Source organism: Rhizobium sp. WSM1328 (assembly GCF_057653715.1).
Window position 1 is genome coordinate 66,588 of sequence record NZ_CM172788.1, and the last position, 16,605, is coordinate 83,192.

A 16,605-nucleotide genomic window follows, 5' to 3' on the forward strand; every position below is an offset into this window, starting at 1 on the left:
AATCGAGACGTTGCCGCAAATCTCTTCTCCCCTCGAGAAGACGGTGCCGGCAGGCGTATGAGGGGGCTGCCGCCGTCTATCCTTCAAGATTTATATCCTGTCTGCGACTTCCTCGCTCAAGGGGATCGACGGTTGCGCTCCGGCCTTGAGGCAGGCGAGCGAACCGGCGACTGCCGCACGGCGCAACGCCGAGACAAAATCGAGGCCGTCGTCGAGGCTGGCGGCGAAATAGCCGCAGAAAGTGTCTCCCGCACCGACCGTATCGACAGGTTGGATTTTGAGACCCTGCGCCCTCGAAATCGACCCGTCGCGAATGGCGATGACACCGTCGGCGCCGAGCGTCACGATCAGCGTCTGCCCCGTCTCCGCATGCAGACGCACAAGGGCTGCCTCCCGCGCTTGGGCGTCCATGCCCTCTTGTCCGGCGAGCCGCTCGAACTCGGTCTCGTTGGCAATGACGATATCGGCGAGCCGGCCGAGACGCGGGGCATCGGGGATCAGCGGCGCAAGGTTGAGGATGCTGGTGACGCCCTTGGCGCGGGCGGCCGACAGCGCGCCTTCGACGGCAGCAGCCGGCACTTCGAGCTGCAGCATCAGGACATCGCCTTCGTCCATGCGGCCGATCGCGGTCTCGGCATCGGCAGGCGTGACCTGGCCATTGGCGCCGGGAACGACGGCGATCATGTTTTCTCCGTCGCCGCCGACGAGGATCAGCGCCGTGCCTGTTGGACCGTCGACATGTTTGATCAGAGAAAGGTCGGTGCCTGCATCATCGAGCAGGGCCAGCGCTTCCGCAGCAAAAGCATCCTTGCCGACGGCGCCGGCCATATGCACGTACCGGCCGGCGCGGCGCGCTGCCAGCGCCTGGTTGGCGCCCTTGCCGCCGGCGGCCGTGGCAAAGCCGTTGCCGGCCACCGTCTCGCCGGGCTTCGGCAGGCGCTCGGTCGTGGCGATGAGATCCATGTTGATGGACCCGAAAACTGTGATCATGAATGTGTCCCGTCTTCTGGAGCATGCTGACGACATCATGCTCCTACTGTTTCATGCGGGCGCGACACTGCCCGAAGCGGTCACTCCTCGTCAACCACCCGCAGCTTCAGAAGACCAGTGCGGCTCTCCACCGATTTGGCTGCGGCTTCGCTGTCGCGGGCAGGCTTGGCATCGCCGCCGGCCTCGAATTCCAGCGCTTCGATCCTGGCGCCGCGCCTGGTGAGCTTGTCGGCTGATGTGACCACCATGTCGATATCCTTCTGCGCCATGGCGAAATGGCCCTGCAGCTTGCGCACCCGCTCGTCGAGGCGGCTGAGATCGTCCATCAGGATCGCCACTTCGCCCTGGATCAGATGCGCCTGCGCCCGCATGCGCTGATCCTTGAGCACGGCCTGGATGACCTGGATCGACAGCATCAGCAGCGACGGTGAGACGATGACGATGCGCGCACGGTGCGCCTTCTGCACCACCGGCTCGAAGTGCTCATGGATCTCGGCGAAGATCGATTCGGACGGCACGAAGAGAAAGGCCGTATCCTGGGTTTCCCCCTGGATCAGATATTTCTCGGAAATATCCCTTATATGGACCTCCATGTCGCGGCGGAATTGCTGGCCGGCGATCTTGCCGGCCTCGGGGCTGCCGGCGTCTCGGATAGCGTTCCAGGCTTCGAGCGGAAATTTTGCGTCGATCACCAGCGGCGGCGCGCCGTTCGGCATGCGGATCGTGCAGTCCGGCCGCGAACCGTTGGACAGCGTCTGCTGGAAGGCGTAGGCGCCCATCGGCAGACCGTCGGCGACGATCGTTTCCATTCTCGACTGGCCGAAGGCGCCGCGCGTCTGCTTGTTGGACAGAATGGCCTGCAGCCCGACGACATCCTTGGCGAGCGTCTGGATATTGTTCTGCGCGGCATCGATGACCGCCAGCCGCTCCTGCAGCCGCTGCAGGTTCTCATGCGTCGATTTGGTCTGCTCGGTGATCGTCGAGCTGACTCGCTGCGACATGCCGTCGAGGCGTTGGCTGATCGTCTGGTTGAGTTCGCTCTGCCGCGCGCCGAAGACCTCGGTCATCGCCGCGATGCGGCCCTGCATCTCTGCCTGAATCTTCAAAAGCTCGCCCATGCGCGCTTCGTTTTCCTCAGCGCGAAAGTTCGCTTCCTCCGCCTGCTCGCGGCGAAGGCCGGAGCCGCGCAGCAGAAGCACGATCACCAGCAGGACGAGGACGGCGAGACCCCCGCCGACAAGCGCCAGCATGGCCGGGCTGATCGAGGCAAGGGAAAGGGCGAGCGATTCGGAATGGACGGTCATGCCGCAAGCATAACAGAAGAAGCGGCGATTTATAGATCAAAACGTGAACAGAATGGACGATCCTCAATATCTTCGCAAGCCGTTGCTCTTCCGCGTCCACCGAAAAGAAATGTCGCCGCGGCTTAACGATTGCTCAACCATATTGGCCAAAACCTGCGGCGCTGAAATCCCCTCCCGCGCGCGTCGCGCCAAGTACAGAGATCCCCATGACCGCCCAGCAGACCGACAATGCCCTCAGGCAGCGCCTCGATTTCATCGAGCTGGATGAAGCGGCGCGCAAGTCGATGCGGGATCTGCGCCCTGTCATATCAGAGCTGATCGGCGGCGCCCTCGATAAATTCTACGCCAAGATCGCCAAGACCCCCGCTGTCGCCGACAAGTCCCAACTGGGCCATGCCAAGAAGCGTCAGCAGGATCATTGGGTCAATCTTACTGGCGGCACGTTCGACGAGAGCTATGTCGACGGCGTGACCGCCGTCGGCCGCATGCATGAGCGCATGGGGCTGGAACCGCGCTGGTCTATCGGCGGTTACGCCATCGTCATGTCCGAACTCGTCAAGGGCATCATGGAAAAGCAGTGGCCTTCGATCTTCGCGCGCCAGCAAGGCAAGCTGTTGGCCGAGAAGCTATCGGCGGTCGTCAAATCGGGCATGCTCGACATGGATTATTCCATCTCGGTCTATCTCGAGACGCTGGAAGCCAAGCGCCGCGCCTTGGAAGAGCAGCGCGCTGAGGCCCAATCCGACCAGGCGATCGCGCTGGAGCAGCTGCGCCGCGGTCTAGAAGCGCTGTCGAACGGCGATCTCGAAGCCACTTTACCGTCCGATCTGCCGGGCAATTTCCGGCAGATGGCCGAGGACTATAATCGCGCCGTCAGCGCCCTTCGCCAATCCTTCGCCTCCGTGCGCGAGACCTCCGGCCATATCAAGACCGGCGCCGACGTCATCTCCAACGCGACCAACGATCTGGCGCTGCGCACCGCCCAGCAGGCGGCAGGCGTCGAGGAGAGCTCGGCCGCGCTGCAGCAGCTGTCCGTCAGCGTCGGCCAGACGGCCGCCAATGCCGAGAAGGCGTCGGATGCCGTGCGCGAGACACAGCAGAAGGCGAAGAACTCCGGCGAACTCGTCACCAGCGCCGTCTCGGCGATGGCCGGCATCGAGAAATCCTCGACCGGGATCTCCAAGATCATCGGCGTCATCGATGAGATCGCCTTCCAGACCAATCTGCTGGCGCTAAACGCCGGTGTCGAGGCGGCCCGTGCCGGCGATGCCGGCAAGGGTTTTGCCGTCGTCGCCCAGGAAGTTCGCCAGCTCGCCCAGCGTACCGTGGAAGCAGCCAAGGAGATCAAGAACCTGATCTCGCAGAGCTCGACCCAGGTCAATCAGGGTGTCGGCATCGTTTCCAGCACCGGCGAGGCGCTGAACGACATGATCAGCCGCATCGACATCATCAACCGTTTCGTCGCCGATATCGCCGCCGCCGCCCGTGATCAGGCGACCGGCGTCAACGAGGTCAGCCTCGCCGTCCGCAACATGGGTGCGATCACCCAGCAGAATTCGGACATGGTCGAGCACTCTTCGGCGGAAACCCGCCGCCTCAAGGACGAGGTGGAGACCCTGATCGAGCTGCTGCAGCACTTCCGTGCCCGGCCGGAGGGCCGTTCCGCGGGTGCTGCCCGCCGGGCGGCCTGAGGCGAATATGGCGAAATTCCAGGCGGGGATGCAAAAAAGCGTATTCCCCGGCTGCCGGATAATTCCATAGTCGGAAAAGATGGGTTATGGGAACGCCATGACCATCAAGCCACTCATCATTCTTCCCGATCCCGTTCTCCGCCAGCTGTCCAAGCCGATCGAGCGGGTGGATTCCGACCTGCAGCGTCTTGCCGACGATATGCTGGAAACCATGTATGACGCGCCGGGCATCGGCCTCGCTGCCATCCAGATCGGCGTGCCGCGCCGCATGCTCGTCATCGACATCGCTCGCGAGGGCGAGGAAAAGCAGCCGCAGGTCTTCATCAACCCGGAGGTCGTCAAATCCTCCGACGAGCGCTCCGTCTATGAGGAAGGCTGTCTTTCGATTCCGGATTATTATGCCGAGGTGGAGCGCCCGGCTGTCGTCTCGGTCAAGTATCTCGACCGGAACGGCAAGGAACAGACCGTGGAAGCCGACGGCCTGCTCGCCACCTGCCTGCAGCACGAGATCGACCACCTGAACGGCGTGCTGTTCATCGATTACATCTCGCGGCTGAAGCGGGAGATGGTGATCAAGAAATTCACCAAGGCGGCGAAGTCGAAGGCGCTCTGACACTGCGTTGAAAATCCAGCGGCGACGCACTATGATATCACTGATATCATGATGGAGGTGCCGAATTGGGCGACTTGCTTATTCGAGACGTTCCGGATGCGATGAAGCGGCAGCTTCAGGAAAGCGCACAACGCAACGGCCGCAGCCTTTCGGAAGAGGCGATTGAAATCATGCGCCGACAGATTGCGGTGGAGCGCTCGAGGGATTCCGCCGGGCAGCGCCTGCGTTCCCTGATGAGTGAGGAAAGATTGAGCGAAGATGAGGTGGAGGCCATTGCCGCATCCCGCCATGAACGGGACCGTGAACCGCCGCGTTTCGACACATGATCGTTCTCGATACGAATGTGATTTCAGAAATGCAGGGGAGGATCCACAGCGATCGGATATTGAACTGGCTGGACGCCTATGACGTCGAGACGCTTTTCCTGACGACGATTGCCGTCGCGGAAATGCGTTACGGTCTTGAACTCCTTGATGATGGCAGGCGAAAGACAGCACTGGTGTCCGACTTCAACCGGATCGAGTCTGAATTTGCCGGCCGCATACTCGGTTTTGCCCTCAGTGCAGCGCATCGCTACGGCCTGCTGGCGGCCGAGCGTAGAAAGGCGGGACGACCGATGGAAACCAAGGATGCCATGATTGCCGCCATCTGCCTTGCAAACGGCGCGACGCTTGCGACCCGCAACACCAGAGATTTCGAAGGGCTTGATCTCAAGCTCGTAAACCCGTTTGAAGACGGTTGATCCTCAATTGGCGAGATAAAATGTCTCTTCGCATCATCTTCATGGGAACGCCGGAGTTCTCGGTTCCGACCCTGCGCCTGCTCGTCGATGCCGGCCACAGGATCGTTGCGGTCTATACGCAGCCGCCGCGGCCGGGCGGGCGGCGCGGCCTCGATCTGCAGAAATCGCCGGTGCATCAGGCCGCCGAACTGCTCGGCCTGCCGGTCTTCACCCCGGTCAATTTTAAGGACCCCGAGGAGCGCGAGAGGTTTCGTGGCTTGAATGCCGATGTCGGCGTCGTCGTTGCCTACGGGTTGCTGCTGCCGGAGGCGATTTTGAACGGCACCCGCGATGGCTGCTACAACGGTCATGCCTCGCTGCTACCGCGCTGGCGCGGTGCGGCACCCATCCAGCGGGCGATCATGGCCGGCGACGCAAAGACCGGCATGATGGTGATGAAGATGGACAAGGGTCTGGATACCGGCGCCGTGGCACTCACCCGCGAGGTCGAGATCGGCCCGAACATGACGGCTGGCGAGTTGCACGACCGGCTGATGCTGGTCGGCGCCAAGGCGATGGCGGAAGCCATGGTGAAACTCGAAATGAACGACCTTCCGCTGACGCCGCAGCCGGAAGACGGCGTGCTCTATGCCGCCAAGATCGACAAGGCCGAGACGCGCATCGATTTTTCCAGGAACGCCGGCGACGTGCACAATCACATTCGCGGCCTGGCGCCGTTTCCGGGTGCCTGGTTCGAGCTCGAAATCGGCGGCAAGCCGGAGCGGGTCAAGGTGCTGGCGTCCGAGCTGGCTGAAGGGCAGGGTGCTGCCGGGCTATTGCTGACGGACGATCTCGTGATCGCCTGCGGCTCGGGCGCGCTGCGGCTGACCAGGCTGCAGAAGGCCGGCGGCAAGCCGCTGGCGGCGGCCGATTTCCTCAGGGGCACGCCGCTTGCGGCGGGCACGAGGCTCACCTGATGCCGCGTTTCCGCATGACCGTCGAATATGACGGCGGCCCCTATGTCGGCTGGCAGCGGCAGGAAAACGGCCACTCGGTGCAGGGCGCGATCGAGGCGGCGGTGCTGTCGCTGACCGGTGAGACGGTCTTGGTGCGCGGCGCGGGCCGTACCGATTCCGGCGTCCACGCCATGGGGCAGGTGATCCATGCCGATCTTTCGAAGGAGTGGTCGCCCTACCAGTTGCAGAATGCCTTGAACGCGCATCTGAGGCTCGCCGGCGAGCGGGTCTCCATTCTCGAGGTCGAGGCGGCTCCCGAGTTCTTCGACGCCCGTTTTTCGGCGCTGCGGCGCCATTACCTCTATCGCATCGTCAGCCGCCGGGCGCCGCTGGCGCTCGAAGCCGGCAAGGCCTGGTGGGTGCCGAAGGTGCTCGACCACGAGGTCATGCATGCCGCCGCCCAGAGGCTGGTCGGCAAGCACGATTTCTCCACCTTCCGCGCCGCCCATTGCCAGGCAAACAGCCCGGTGCGCACCCTCGACCGGCTGGATGTGACGCGCAACGGCGAACTGATCGAGATCCGTGCCACGGCGCAGAGTTTTCTTCACAACCAGATCCGCTCCTTCGCCGGCACGCTGAAGCTCGCCGGCGAAGGCAAATGGACGCCTGATGATGTCGAGGCGGCGCTTGAAGCGCGCGACCGCAAGGCCTGCGGCCCAGTGGCGCCGCCGGACGGGCTCTATTTCATGCAGGTGGATTATCCCGACGTGATCCCCGATCGCCGAAGGCCGGTCACCGATACCGATGCCAATGACGGGGATGCTGACGATCCCTCGTAAACTTGGTCAGACGGGATAGATGCCGAGGAAGTGCTGCAGATATTCCGAAAGGATCATCGATGGCACGAGCAGCACCAGTGTCAGCGCCCCGGTCATCAGCGCGTGACCGTGGCAGATCATCCGGATAATGCGGGCCAGCACGAAGACCTGCGCCAGCATGAAGGCGAGCAGCAGCAGCGAGACGAGGCCGATGGATCCAGGCAGGAAGAACACCAGCGCCAGCAGCAGCCCGTTGATATAGGAGAGCGGCACGCCGAGCCAGTTGACGCTGACGACGACGGGCGCGAAACGCTCGCCCATCCGGAAGGCAAGCAGCAGAACCCCTGCAAAGACCAGCGGCACGAACCAGTTGGCGACCTCGACGAGGCCGAGCCTGATATAGAAGGGAAAATCGACATCGGCTTCCGGCGGCATCGACCGCAGGAAGGCCTGCCGCCACCAGAGCCAGGAAATACCCATCGGCGGCAGGCACCAGAGCATCGCCCAGAACGAGCGATTGACGCCGCGCTCGGACATATCGAGGTAGCGGAAGCCGCGCGGATCCAGCCGGATCAGCAGCCAGAGGCCGGCCAGGTAATATTGAACCTCCCTAAAGCCCGGCATTGGCGAACCAGCGGGCGATGAAAGTTTCGTAGATTGCCGTCAGCGTCTCCAGATCAGCGACAGCGACGCGCTCGTCGACCATGTGCATGGTCTGGCCAACGAGGCCGAACTCGACGACCGGGCAATAATCCTTGATGAAGCGCGCATCCGATGTGCCGCCGGTGGTCGAAAGCCGCGGCGACTGGCCGGCAACACTTTCGACGGCTGAAGACAGTGAGGCGATCAGCGCATTGTTGCGCGTCAGGAAGACATGGCTCGGCCGGTCGGCCCAGACGATATCATAGGCCACCGGATCGCGGCCCGGCCGCAATGCGCCGTTGCCGGCGGCGGCTTCCAGACGGCGCAGGATTTCGGCCCGCAGCGTTTCGACGGTCCAGCTATCGTTGAAGCGGATGTTGAAGCTTGCCGATGCCTTGGCCGGAATGACGTTGGTCGCCGGGTTGCCGACGTCGACCGTGGTCACTTCGAGGTTCGAAGGCTGGAAATCGCCGGTGCCGGCGTCAAACGGCGGGTCCATCAGCGCCTGCGTCAGCTGCAGCATGCCGCGCACCGGATTGTCGGCAAGATGCGGATAGGCGGCATGGCCCTGCACGCCGTGCACGGTGATTTTACCCGACAGCGAGCCGCGCCGGCCGATCTTGATCATGTCGCCGAGCCTGTCCGGATTGGTCGGCTCGCCGACAAGGCAGGCATCCCAGCGCTCGCCGCGCTCGGCCGCCCATTGCAGCAGCTTGATCGTGCCGTTGATCGCCGGGCCCTCTTCGTCGCCGGTGATCAAAAAGGAAATCGAGCCGTTGGGCGGCCCGTTTTTCTCGATATGGCGGGCGACGGCGGCGACGAAACAGGCGATGCCGCCCTTCATGTCGACGGCGCCGCGGCCGAAAAGCTCGCCCTTCGAAATCTGGGCCTCAAACGGTGGATGCGTCCAGGCAGCTTCGTCGCCGACCGGCACGACATCGGTATGGCCGGCAAACATCAGATGCGGGCCGTCCTTGCCGAGGCGGGCATAGAGGTTTTCGATCTCGGGTGTTCCCTCTTCGCTCGCCTTCACCCTGTCGAGCGCAAAGCCGAGCGGCGCAAGCATCGCCTCCAGCGCCGTGAGCGCGCCGCCTTCGGCGGGCGTCACGGACGGGCAGCGAATCAGCGTCTGGAGATTGGCGACGGGGTCGGTAGCGGTCATGGCGGTCGAACTATCCGGCGGGAATGGCAAAGACATGGCAAGGCGGGGCCGCCTCGCGTAAAAAGACGCCGTCTGTTTACCGGATCAATGTCCCGGTGTCATCAATCTCTGAGCAGCTCGTTGATGCCGGTCTTCGAGCGGGTCTTTTCATCGACGCGCTTGACGATGACGGCGCAGTAGAGATGCGGCGCCGGCTGGCCGTTGCCCATCGTCGCATTACCCGACGGCATCGAGCCGGCGACGACGACGGAATAGGGCGGCACTTCGCCGTAGCTCACCTCGCCCGTGGCGCGGTCGACGATCTTGGTCGACTTGCCGATAAAGACGCCCATGCCGAGCACCGAGCCTTCGCGGATGATGCAGCCTTCGACCACCTCGGAACGGGCGCCGATGAAGCAATTGTCCTCGATGATCGTCGGGCCCGCCTGCATCGGTTCCAACACGCCGCCGATGCCGACACCGCCGGAGAGATGCACATGCTTGCCGATCTGCGCACAGGAGCCGACCGTCGCCCAGGTATCGACCATCGTGCCTTCGCCGACATAGGCGCCGAGATTGACGAAGGAGGGCATCAGGATGGCGTTCGGGGCGATATAGGCCGAGCGGCGCACGACGCAGTTCGGCACGGCGCGGAAGCCGGCGGCGCGGAAATGGTTCTCGCCCCAGTTTTCGAACTTCGAGGGAACCTTGTCCCACCAGGTCGAGTTGCCCGAGCCGCCCTCCACCACGTCCATGTCGTTGAGGCGGAAGGACAAGAGCACGGCCTTCTTCAGCCACTGATTGACCGTCCAGGCGCCGTCGGCGGAGCGTTCGGCGACACGGGCCTTGCCGGCATCGAGCAGATCGAGCGCTGCTTCGACCGCATCGCGAACCTCGCCCTTCGTCGACGTGTTCACATTGTCGCGATTGTCGAAGGCGGATTCGATGATCTTTTCGAGGGATGCGAGGTCGGTGGCGCTCATGAGAATTCCTTAAACTTCGATCTTTATCGTGGAGACGGGGTGTCTCCGGAATTGCGGTTGGCGGGGTTTACCCTGCTCTACAGCATGAAGCCGTAGAACGGAATGATTTTTCCGACAAGATCATACCTGGATTCAAGGCGTTATAGCGACATATCCGGCTTCGTAGCCGGCAATACCGAAAGGCATTTCGACATGGCGAAGGGACGAAACGGCGGTTCGAGGCGCAAGGATGGCGTATGGGACCCGCTGAAGAGCAGTTCGACCGACAAGCAGCGCGCCGAAGCCGTGCCGAAGACGCCGCAGACGATGTCGCCTGCCTACCGCCTGGCCTATGTCGACCAGGATTTCCTCTGCCGCGAGGAGTTGCGGCCGATCCGTCTGCAGCTGGAGCTGTTGAAGACGGAAATGATGCTGACCGAACGCGGCATCAAGTCGACCGTCGTCATGTTCGGCGGCGCCCGCATTCCCGCCCCCGGCCAGAGCGCCTGGGCAGCCCGCAACGATATCCAGCGCGTCAACCTGGAGGCGGCCTCGGTCTATTATGACGAGGCGCGCAAATTTGCCCGGCTCTGCTCGAAATATTCAGCCACCTTCAATTTCCACGAATATGTCATCGTCACCGGCGGCGGGCCGGGCGTGATGGAGGCCGGCAATCGCGGCGCGGCCGACGAGGGCGCCCCTTCGATCGGCCTCAACATCGTGCTGCCGCATGAGCAGGCGCCGAACGCCTATGTGACGCCGGAGCTCAGCTTCAACTTCCACTATTTCGCCATCCGCAAGATGCATTTCATGGTGCGCGCCAAGGCGATCGCGGTCTTTCCCGGCGGCTTCGGCACGCTCGACGAATTCTTCGAATGCCTGACGCTGATCCAGACCGGCCGCATGGAGCGCCTGCCGCTGATCCTTTTCGGCGAGACCTTCTGGAGGAGCATTATCAATTTCGAGGCATTGGCCGAATTCGGCACGATCGCGCCCGACGACGTCAAGCTGATCAGCTTCGTCGATACGGCTGAAGCTGCTTGGAAGATCGTCCAGGACTTCTACGAACACCGCGAATAGGAGCCAGAACGCGGCGTTTCGACGAATCTCCCACTCTTTCCCCGCTGGAGCAGGGAAAGAGTGGAGATACATCGGCTCGTCCGGCCTTACAGAAGCGGCCGGTCCGGCATGTCATCGATCGAGATGACGCCGTCCTTGTTGCGGTCCATCCGAGTGAACAGCTTGTCCATGCCGGCTTCGGCTTCCTGTTTGGAAATCCGGCCGTTCTGGTCGGTGTCGACCCGGTGCATCATGATCGAGGCACGCATGATGTTGCCGCCATGGCGCATCCAGCGATGTCCGTCACGACCCTCGTGACCACCCTGAGGCGGCCGGCCCTGGTCGTTATTATCAGGCGTCGCGTCTGCGGTCTTCGCATCCTTGTTATTGCTGGCATCCTGCTTGCGCTGATCTCTCATCGCCTGCATCTGCGCTTTCTGGTATGCGCCGATTTCGCCTGGGGTCAGCGAGCCGTCCTTGTTGGTGTCGATCGCAGCGAAGATCTTGTCGATGCCGGCGGTCGCCTCGTCCTTGGAGATCTGTCCGTCCTTGTTGGTGTCGAACTGCTTGAGCATGCGGACATAGGTGATTTCGCGGAAGGCGGCAGGCCCCGGACCGTGCATGGGACCGTGCCTGCCGGGGTGTTGACGCGGCCCGTCACCGGGCGCTGCATAGCCGGCTCCGGCGGCTGCGCCGAAGATGAGGGTGGAGGAAAGCGCTGCCAGTATCAGCTTGTTGCGGTACATCGTGTTTGCCTTTCGTAAGGTGTCCCCTCACGAAAGAAGCTATGGCAGCAGGCCCGCAAGACCCAGTTAAACATCGGTAAGCTAAGTGAAAACTTGGTAATGCTTCAGCCGGTAATCTTGCCGAGAAAAGCGGCAAGGTCGTCGGTGACAAAATCGATGTGATCCTCATCGCCGCTGGTCTTTTCCCACCATTCGACGACCGTCTCTTCCAGATTGCGCGGCACCAGCAGCACAGTCTGCATGCCGAGCGCCTTCGGCACCGTCAGGTTGCGCGGTAGATCTTCGAACATGGCGGCCTTGGTGGTTTCGACCCGCTTCAGCGCCATGAACTTGTCGTAGGTCGCCTGCGCCGGCTTCGGCACGTAGTCGGCGGCGACGATATCGAAAATGTCGTCGAAATGCTCGAGAATGCCGAGCGCCTCCGCCGTCATCTCTGCATGTTTGACGCTGCCATTGGTGAAGATGAACTTGCGCCCCGGCAGCGCCTTGATCGCCTCGCCGAGTTCCGGCTGCGGCGTCAGCGCCGTGTAGTCGATCGCATGCGCCTTTTCGAGAAAGTCGTTCGGGTCGATGCCGTGATGGATCATCAGGCCCTGCAATGTCGTGCCATGCTCGAGATAATATTGCTTCTGCAGCTTGCGCGCCTCTTCCCGCTCCATCTGCAAGAGTGCCGCGACATAGGCAGTCATGTTCTTGTCGATCTGCGCGAAGAGATTGACATGATGCGGATAGAGCGTGTTGTCGAGGTCGAAGACCCAATCTGTAACGTGCTCGAAATCGGCTTTATCAGGCGTACGGTCGATCTTGGTCATGGCGGTCTTATGGCACGGCTTATCCGCCAAGGAAATCGGCAAGAAAGAATAGACGCCCGATTTTCGGCGGACGGCGCAGGCACGGAATGCTAGAAAGCGCTCATGCTTTTCGAACGCCCCAATGACGATACGCTCTATGATGCCCTGATCGCGCGCAGCGCCGATTATGAGGGCCAGGCCTATGTCTGCGTCAAGACGACAGGCATCTTCTGCCGCCTGACCTGCCCGGCGCGCAAGCCGAAGCGGGAAAACACGCTCTTTTTCGATACGATCGCCGCCTGCATGCATTCCGGCTTCCGCCCGTGCCAGCGCTGCAGGCCGCTGGAGCAGCCGGGCAGGGAGCCGATCGTCGACGAGCTGCTTGCCGCGCTCGACCGCGAGCCGCAGTTGCGCTGGAGCGAGGATGAGCTTGTGCGCCGGGGCCACGATCCCTCGACCGTGCGCCGCGCCTTCAAACGCGGGCTCGGCATGACCTTCCACGATATCGTCCGCTATCGCCGACTGGGCGAGGCGGCCCGGCAACTGGCCGATGGCGCGCGCGTTATCGATGCTCAGCTTGAGGCCGGATATGACTCCCCAAGTGGTTTCCGGACGGCTTTTCAGCGGCTCGTCGGCAAGGCGCCGGCGCTGTCGCAAAACCGTGAACTTCTGTTTGCCGACTGGTTCGAGACGCCGCTCGGACCGATGGTGGCCGTTGCCGACCGGACGCATCTGCACCTTCTCGAATTCCACGACCGCAAAGCGCTGCCCACCGAACTCGAGGCACTGCAGAAGCGTGTCCGCTCTTCGGTCGCAATCGGCCGCACGCCGGCGATCGACCAGATCGAGGCAGAAATCCGGGATTATTTCGAAGGGCGGCTCACCGTCTTCAAGACGCCATTGGCGCTTGGCGGCACGCCCTTCGAAAAACATGTCTGGGCAAAGCTCATGGACATCACTGCCGGCCAGACGCGCGCCTATGGCGATCTTGCAAGGGAGATGGAAAGGCCGGAGGTCGTGCGTGCCGTCGGCCGCGCCAATGGCGCCAACCAGCTTGCCATCATCGTGCCCTGCCATCGCATCCTCGGCGCGGATGGTTCGCTGACCGGCTATGGCGGCGGGCTCTGGCGCAAGCAATGGCTGTTGCGGCATGAAGAGAAGATCAGAGCACAAGCACCTAACGTGGAGGAGACGGCATGAACCAGAGTGAAAAGGCCAAGGCATTCGGAGCATTGCACCGCAAGGGCGACCCGGTTGTTCTTTACAATATCTGGGATGCCGGCACGGCCAAGGCGGTGACCGATGCCGGCGCCAAGGCGCTTGCAACAGGAAGCTGGTCGGTCGCCGCTGCCCATGGTTATGCCGACGGTGAGAAGCTGCCGATGTCGGTGCTGGTCGAGACGGCAAAATCCATCACCGCTGTCGTCAATCTGCCGCTTTCGGTCGATTTCGAAGGCGCTTATTCGGCTGAGCCTGAGGGTGCCGCCGCCAACGTCGCCAAGCTGGTGGAGGTCGGCGCTATCGGCATCAATTTCGAGGATCAGGTGGTCGGCGGTGGCGGGCTTTATCCGGCCGAGAGGCAGGCGGCCCGCATCCGCGCCATTCGCGCCATGGCGGAAGGCGAGGGCATTCCCTTCTTCATCAACGCTCGCACCGATCTCTTCCTGGCGGAGAGCGATCTTTCCAAACATGCCGGTCTGGTGGAAGAGGCGATCGAGCGGGGCAAGGCCTATGCGGCCGCCGGCGGCAGCGGCTTCTTCGTTCCTGGCTTGATTGATCCCGCCTTGATCGAGAAGATCTGCGCCGCATCGCCGCTGCCGGTCAACATCATGATGCGGACAGGCGCCCCTGACGTGAAGACGCTCGCCAAGCTCGGCGTCGGCCGCATCAGTTATGGTCCGGGGCCTTACCGATCGATGATGGAAAAGTTGAAACAGGAGGCGGCGGCGATTTATAGCCCGCTCTGACGTCGAATGTCCGAGGGCCGCAGATGTGGTGCGAAGCTGCGGCCCGCAATGAAATCCCGTTCCGCTCAGGAACGGAAGCGCAGATTCCGCCGGCTGAGCTGGCTGACCGAGGTGCAGCCCATCAGCTTCATGCCGCGCTCGATCTCGGTGCGCATCGTCTCCAGCGCCCGTTCGACGCCGGGCTGTCCGGCCGCGGCAAGCGGGAAGAGATAGTAGCGCCCGAGCCCGACGGCCTTCGCCCCCAGCGACAGCGCTTTAAGAACATGCGTTCCCCGCTGCACGCCGCCATCCATCATCACGTCGACCCGGTCGCCCACGGCGTCGACGATCTCGGCCAACTGGTCGAAAGCGCTGCGCGAGCCGTCGAGCTGGCGCCCGCCATGATTGGAAAGCACGATGCCGCTGCAGCCGATCTCGGCCGCGCGCTTGGCGTCTTCGACCGACATGATGCCCTTCAGGCAGAATGGCCCGCCCCATTCGCGCACCATCTCCGCCACGTCGTCCCACGACATCGAGGGGTCCAGCATCTCGGTGAAGTATCGGCTGATCGACAGCGCGCCGCCATCCATCTTGACGTGGTTTTCGAGCTGCGGCAGCCGGAAGCGCTCATGCGTCAGCCAGTCGATCGCCCAGGAAGGCTTGATCGCGAACTGGGTCATGCCGGCAAGATTGAGCTTGAAGGGAATGGCAAAGCCCGTGCGCTTGTCGCGCTCGCGGTTGCCGCCGGTGATGCTGTCGACCGTCAGCATCATCGCCTGCACGCCGGCATTTTTCGCTCGCGCCATCATCTCGCGGTTGAGGCCACGGTCCTTGTGGAAATAGAACTGATAGACCTGCGGCCCGTTGCTGATCTGTCTGGCTTCCTCCAGGCTGATCGTGCCGAGCGAGGAGACGCCGAACATCGTGCCATGTTTTGCCGCCGCCGCCGCGACCGCCCGCTCCCCCTGGTGGTGAAAAAGCCGCTGCAACGCCGTCGGCGAGCAATAGACCGGCATTGCGAGCTTCTGGCCCATGACAGTTACCGACATGTCGACATCGGCCACACCGCGCAAAACGTCGGGCACCAGATCGCAGGCCTCGAAGGCCGCGGTATTGCGCCGGTACGTCACCTCGTCGTCGGCACCGCCGTCAATATAGTCGAATATCGGTCCGGGAAGACGCCGTTTGGCCATGCGCCGGAAATCGTGAAAATTATAGCAGTCTGTCAGGCGCATTTGTTTCCTCGATACCCTGTTTCCGCGTCAGGAAGATCCGCCCTTCGCAAGTGAAGGGCGCAGCCTGGTTCAGGGAACGATCAGCGTTCCGACGCCGTGCTCGGTGAAGATCTCGAGCAGCACGGAATGGGCGGTCTTGCCGTTCAGGATGACGACGCCCTGCACGCCGGCCTTGATCGCATCGATGCAGGTCTCGACCTTGGGGATCATGCCACCCGAAATCGTGCCATCGGCGATCAGCGCATGTGCTTCGGCGACAGAAAGCTCCTTGATGAGCTGGCCGTTCTTGTCGAGCACGCCCGGCACATCGGTCAGGAACAGCAGCCGGGTGGCGTTCAGCGCACCGGCAATGGCGCCGGCGAAGGTATCTGCATTGATATTGTAGGTGGCGCCGTCGCGGCCAGGCGCCACGGGGGCGATGACCGGGATCATCTCGGAGCGGGCAAGCAGATCGAGCAGCGTCCGGTCGACCTCGACCACTTCGCCGACGAAACCGAGATCGAGCACGCGCTCGATGTTCGAATCCGGATCTTTGATGGTCTTGCGCGCCTTTTCGGCGAAGACCATGTTGCCGTCCTTGCCGCAAAGGCCGATCGCCCATTCGCCGGTCTGATTGATGAGCGCGACGATTTCCTTGTTGATCGAGCCGGCGAGCACCATTTCGACGATCTCGACCGTTTTCTGGTCGGTGACGCGAAGGCCGCCCTCGAATTTCGATTCGATGCCCATCTTGCTCAGCATGGCGCCGATCTGCGGGCCGCCGCCGTGAACGACGATCGGGTTGACGCCCGATTGCTTCAACAGCGCGATGTCGCTGGCAAAGGCCTTGCCGAGCTCGGGATTGCCCATGGCGTGACCGCCATATTTCACGACAATCGTTTTGTTCTCGTAACGCTGCATGAAGGGCAGAGCTTTGGCCAGAAGCCGTGCCTGCATTTCGCTTTCGGTTTCGTTCATGGGAACCCCGCAGAATTGTTCGCGGCCTTTTAT

At 62.6% G+C, this 16,605-nt stretch carries 18 protein-coding genes; 9 read left to right on the forward strand and 9 right to left on the reverse strand.

The annotated features are described in order from the left end of the window. Nucleotides 1-90: 90 nt before the first annotated feature. Entirely contained in the window at nucleotides 91-990 is a 900-nt protein-coding gene (locus AC2444_RS00345) for a ribokinase (RefSeq protein ID WP_012755810.1), read from the reverse strand. 80 nt (nucleotides 991-1,070) lie between these two features. After that, on the reverse strand, nucleotides 1,071-2,294 hold the full coding sequence (locus AC2444_RS00350; protein WP_012755811.1) for a DNA recombination protein RmuC: 1,224 nt from the start codon (nucleotides 2,292-2,294) through the stop codon (nucleotides 1,071-1,073). 206 nt (nucleotides 2,295-2,500) lie between these two features. On the opposite strand from AC2444_RS00350, the gene AC2444_RS00355 reads away from it, so the two are divergent. From AC2444_RS00355 to truA, 6 genes are all read left to right on the forward strand, one after another. Beyond that, a complete protein-coding gene (locus AC2444_RS00355) occupies nucleotides 2,501-3,985 on the forward strand; it encodes a globin-coupled sensor protein (RefSeq protein ID WP_012755812.1) in 1,485 nt (494 codons plus the stop codon). Nucleotides 3,986-4,082: 97 nt separating this feature from the next. Continuing rightward, nucleotides 4,083-4,598 carry a peptide deformylase gene (def, locus tag AC2444_RS00360; protein WP_012755813.1) on the forward strand — a complete coding sequence of 172 codons (516 nt, stop codon included), beginning with the start codon at nucleotides 4,083-4,085 and terminating at the stop codon, nucleotides 4,596-4,598. Nucleotides 4,599-4,663: 65 nt separating this feature from the next. After that, nucleotides 4,664-4,924 (forward strand): FitA-like ribbon-helix-helix domain-containing protein, encoded by a 261-nt coding sequence (locus tag AC2444_RS00365; RefSeq protein ID WP_012755814.1) that lies wholly within the window; start codon nucleotides 4,664-4,666, stop codon nucleotides 4,922-4,924. Continuing rightward, complete coding sequence (locus tag AC2444_RS00370; protein ID WP_012755815.1) at nucleotides 4,921-5,340, forward strand: type II toxin-antitoxin system VapC family toxin; 420 nt, start codon at nucleotides 4,921-4,923, stop codon at nucleotides 5,338-5,340. The genes AC2444_RS00365 and AC2444_RS00370 overlap by 4 nt, the downstream gene beginning before the upstream one ends. Nucleotides 5,341-5,360: 20 nt before the next feature. Then, nucleotides 5,361-6,296, forward strand: a complete 936-nt coding sequence (gene fmt / locus AC2444_RS00375; protein WP_012755816.1) for a methionyl-tRNA formyltransferase — start codon at nucleotides 5,361-5,363, stop codon at nucleotides 6,294-6,296. Then, on the forward strand, nucleotides 6,296-7,114 hold the full coding sequence (truA, locus tag AC2444_RS00380; protein WP_012755817.1) for a tRNA pseudouridine(38-40) synthase TruA: 819 nt from the start codon (nucleotides 6,296-6,298) through the stop codon (nucleotides 7,112-7,114). Before fmt ends, truA begins: the two co-directional genes overlap by 1 nt. Nucleotides 7,115-7,120: 6 nt before the next feature. On the opposite strand, the gene AC2444_RS00385 is transcribed toward truA, so the two are convergent. The 3 genes from AC2444_RS00385 to dapD all read right to left on the reverse strand — a co-directional run bounded on the left by AC2444_RS00385 (nucleotide 7,121) and on the right by dapD (nucleotide 9,859). Further along, the gene (locus tag AC2444_RS00385) at nucleotides 7,121-7,717 is read right to left on the reverse strand and encodes a hypothetical protein (RefSeq protein WP_012755818.1); all 597 of its coding nucleotides are present in this window, start codon (nucleotides 7,715-7,717) and stop codon (nucleotides 7,121-7,123) included. After that, nucleotides 7,704-8,897: a succinyl-diaminopimelate desuccinylase gene (gene dapE / locus AC2444_RS00390; RefSeq protein ID WP_012755819.1), complete on the reverse strand. Its 1,194-nt coding sequence runs from the start codon at nucleotides 8,895-8,897 to the stop codon at nucleotides 7,704-7,706. The genes AC2444_RS00385 and dapE overlap by 14 nt, the downstream gene beginning before the upstream one ends. Nucleotides 8,898-8,998: 101 nt before the next feature. Continuing rightward, the gene (gene dapD, locus AC2444_RS00395; protein ID WP_012755820.1) at nucleotides 8,999-9,859 is read right to left on the reverse strand and encodes a 2,3,4,5-tetrahydropyridine-2,6-dicarboxylate N-succinyltransferase; all 861 of its coding nucleotides are present in this window, start codon (nucleotides 9,857-9,859) and stop codon (nucleotides 8,999-9,001) included. A 192-nt stretch (nucleotides 9,860-10,051) separates the two neighbouring features. On the opposite strand from dapD, the gene AC2444_RS00400 reads away from it, so the two are divergent. Next, nucleotides 10,052-10,918 carry an LOG family protein gene (locus AC2444_RS00400; RefSeq protein ID WP_012755821.1) on the forward strand — a complete coding sequence of 289 codons (867 nt, stop codon included), beginning with the start codon at nucleotides 10,052-10,054 and terminating at the stop codon, nucleotides 10,916-10,918. 86 nt (nucleotides 10,919-11,004) lie between these two features. On the opposite strand, the gene AC2444_RS00405 is transcribed toward AC2444_RS00400, so the two are convergent. Then, the gene (locus AC2444_RS00405) at nucleotides 11,005-11,643 is read right to left on the reverse strand and encodes an EF-hand domain-containing protein (RefSeq protein ID WP_012755822.1); all 639 of its coding nucleotides are present in this window, start codon (nucleotides 11,641-11,643) and stop codon (nucleotides 11,005-11,007) included. A gap of 104 nt (nucleotides 11,644-11,747) precedes the next feature. Further along, nucleotides 11,748-12,455 (reverse strand): pyrimidine 5'-nucleotidase, encoded by a 708-nt coding sequence (locus tag AC2444_RS00410; protein ID WP_012755823.1) that lies wholly within the window; start codon nucleotides 12,453-12,455, stop codon nucleotides 11,748-11,750. 102 nt (nucleotides 12,456-12,557) lie between these two features. On the opposite strand from AC2444_RS00410, the gene AC2444_RS00415 reads away from it, so the two are divergent. Further along, nucleotides 12,558-13,634 (forward strand): bifunctional transcriptional activator/DNA repair enzyme AdaA, encoded by a 1,077-nt coding sequence (locus AC2444_RS00415; RefSeq protein ID WP_012755824.1) that lies wholly within the window; start codon nucleotides 12,558-12,560, stop codon nucleotides 13,632-13,634. After that, a complete protein-coding gene (locus AC2444_RS00420; protein ID WP_012755825.1) occupies nucleotides 13,631-14,401 on the forward strand; it encodes an isocitrate lyase/PEP mutase family protein in 771 nt (256 codons plus the stop codon). Before AC2444_RS00415 ends, AC2444_RS00420 begins: the two co-directional genes overlap by 4 nt. Nucleotides 14,402-14,466: 65 nt before the next feature. Here AC2444_RS00420 and AC2444_RS00425 read toward each other — a convergent pair whose 3' ends face one another. After that, entirely contained in the window at nucleotides 14,467-15,615 is a 1,149-nt protein-coding gene (locus tag AC2444_RS00425) for an alpha-hydroxy acid oxidase (protein WP_012755826.1), read from the reverse strand. Between the two features lie 69 nt (nucleotides 15,616-15,684). Further along, entirely contained in the window at nucleotides 15,685-16,572 is an 888-nt protein-coding gene (gene argB, locus AC2444_RS00430; RefSeq protein ID WP_003556104.1) for an acetylglutamate kinase, read from the reverse strand. Nucleotides 16,573-16,605 lie beyond the last annotated feature (33 nt).

Excerpts from the sequence above, each read along its gene's own strand:
- AC2444_RS00345 (WP_012755810.1), bottom strand. The coding sequence starts at position 990 with ATGATCACAGTTTTCGGGTCCATCAACATGGATCTCATCGCCACGACC.
- AC2444_RS00350 (WP_012755811.1), bottom strand. The coding sequence starts at position 2,294 with ATGACCGTCCATTCCGAATCGCTCGCCCTTTCCCTTGCCTCGATCAGC.
- AC2444_RS00355 (WP_012755812.1), top strand. The coding sequence starts at position 2,501 with ATGACCGCCCAGCAGACCGACAATGCCCTCAGGCAGCGCCTCGATTTC.
- def (WP_012755813.1), top strand. The coding sequence starts at position 4,083 with ATGACCATCAAGCCACTCATCATTCTTCCCGATCCCGTTCTCCGCCAG.
- AC2444_RS00370 (WP_012755815.1), top strand. The coding sequence starts at position 4,921 with ATGATCGTTCTCGATACGAATGTGATTTCAGAAATGCAGGGGAGGATC.
- fmt (WP_012755816.1), top strand. The coding sequence starts at position 5,361 with ATGTCTCTTCGCATCATCTTCATGGGAACGCCGGAGTTCTCGGTTCCG.
- truA (WP_012755817.1), top strand. The coding sequence starts at position 6,296 with ATGCCGCGTTTCCGCATGACCGTCGAATATGACGGCGGCCCCTATGTC.
- AC2444_RS00385 (WP_012755818.1), bottom strand. The coding sequence starts at position 7,717 with ATGCCGGGCTTTAGGGAGGTTCAATATTACCTGGCCGGCCTCTGGCTG.
- dapE (WP_012755819.1), bottom strand. The coding sequence starts at position 8,897 with ATGACCGCTACCGACCCCGTCGCCAATCTCCAGACGCTGATTCGCTGC.
- dapD (WP_012755820.1), bottom strand. The coding sequence starts at position 9,859 with ATGAGCGCCACCGACCTCGCATCCCTCGAAAAGATCATCGAATCCGCC.
- AC2444_RS00400 (WP_012755821.1), top strand. The coding sequence starts at position 10,052 with ATGGCGAAGGGACGAAACGGCGGTTCGAGGCGCAAGGATGGCGTATGG.
- AC2444_RS00405 (WP_012755822.1), bottom strand. The coding sequence starts at position 11,643 with ATGTACCGCAACAAGCTGATACTGGCAGCGCTTTCCTCCACCCTCATC.
- AC2444_RS00410 (WP_012755823.1), bottom strand. The coding sequence starts at position 12,455 with ATGACCAAGATCGACCGTACGCCTGATAAAGCCGATTTCGAGCACGTT.
- AC2444_RS00415 (WP_012755824.1), top strand. The coding sequence starts at position 12,558 with ATGCTTTTCGAACGCCCCAATGACGATACGCTCTATGATGCCCTGATC.
- AC2444_RS00420 (WP_012755825.1), top strand. The coding sequence starts at position 13,631 with ATGAACCAGAGTGAAAAGGCCAAGGCATTCGGAGCATTGCACCGCAAG.
- AC2444_RS00425 (WP_012755826.1), bottom strand. The coding sequence starts at position 15,615 with ATGCGCCTGACAGACTGCTATAATTTTCACGATTTCCGGCGCATGGCC.
- argB (WP_003556104.1), bottom strand. The coding sequence starts at position 16,572 with ATGAACGAAACCGAAAGCGAAATGCAGGCACGGCTTCTGGCCAAAGCT.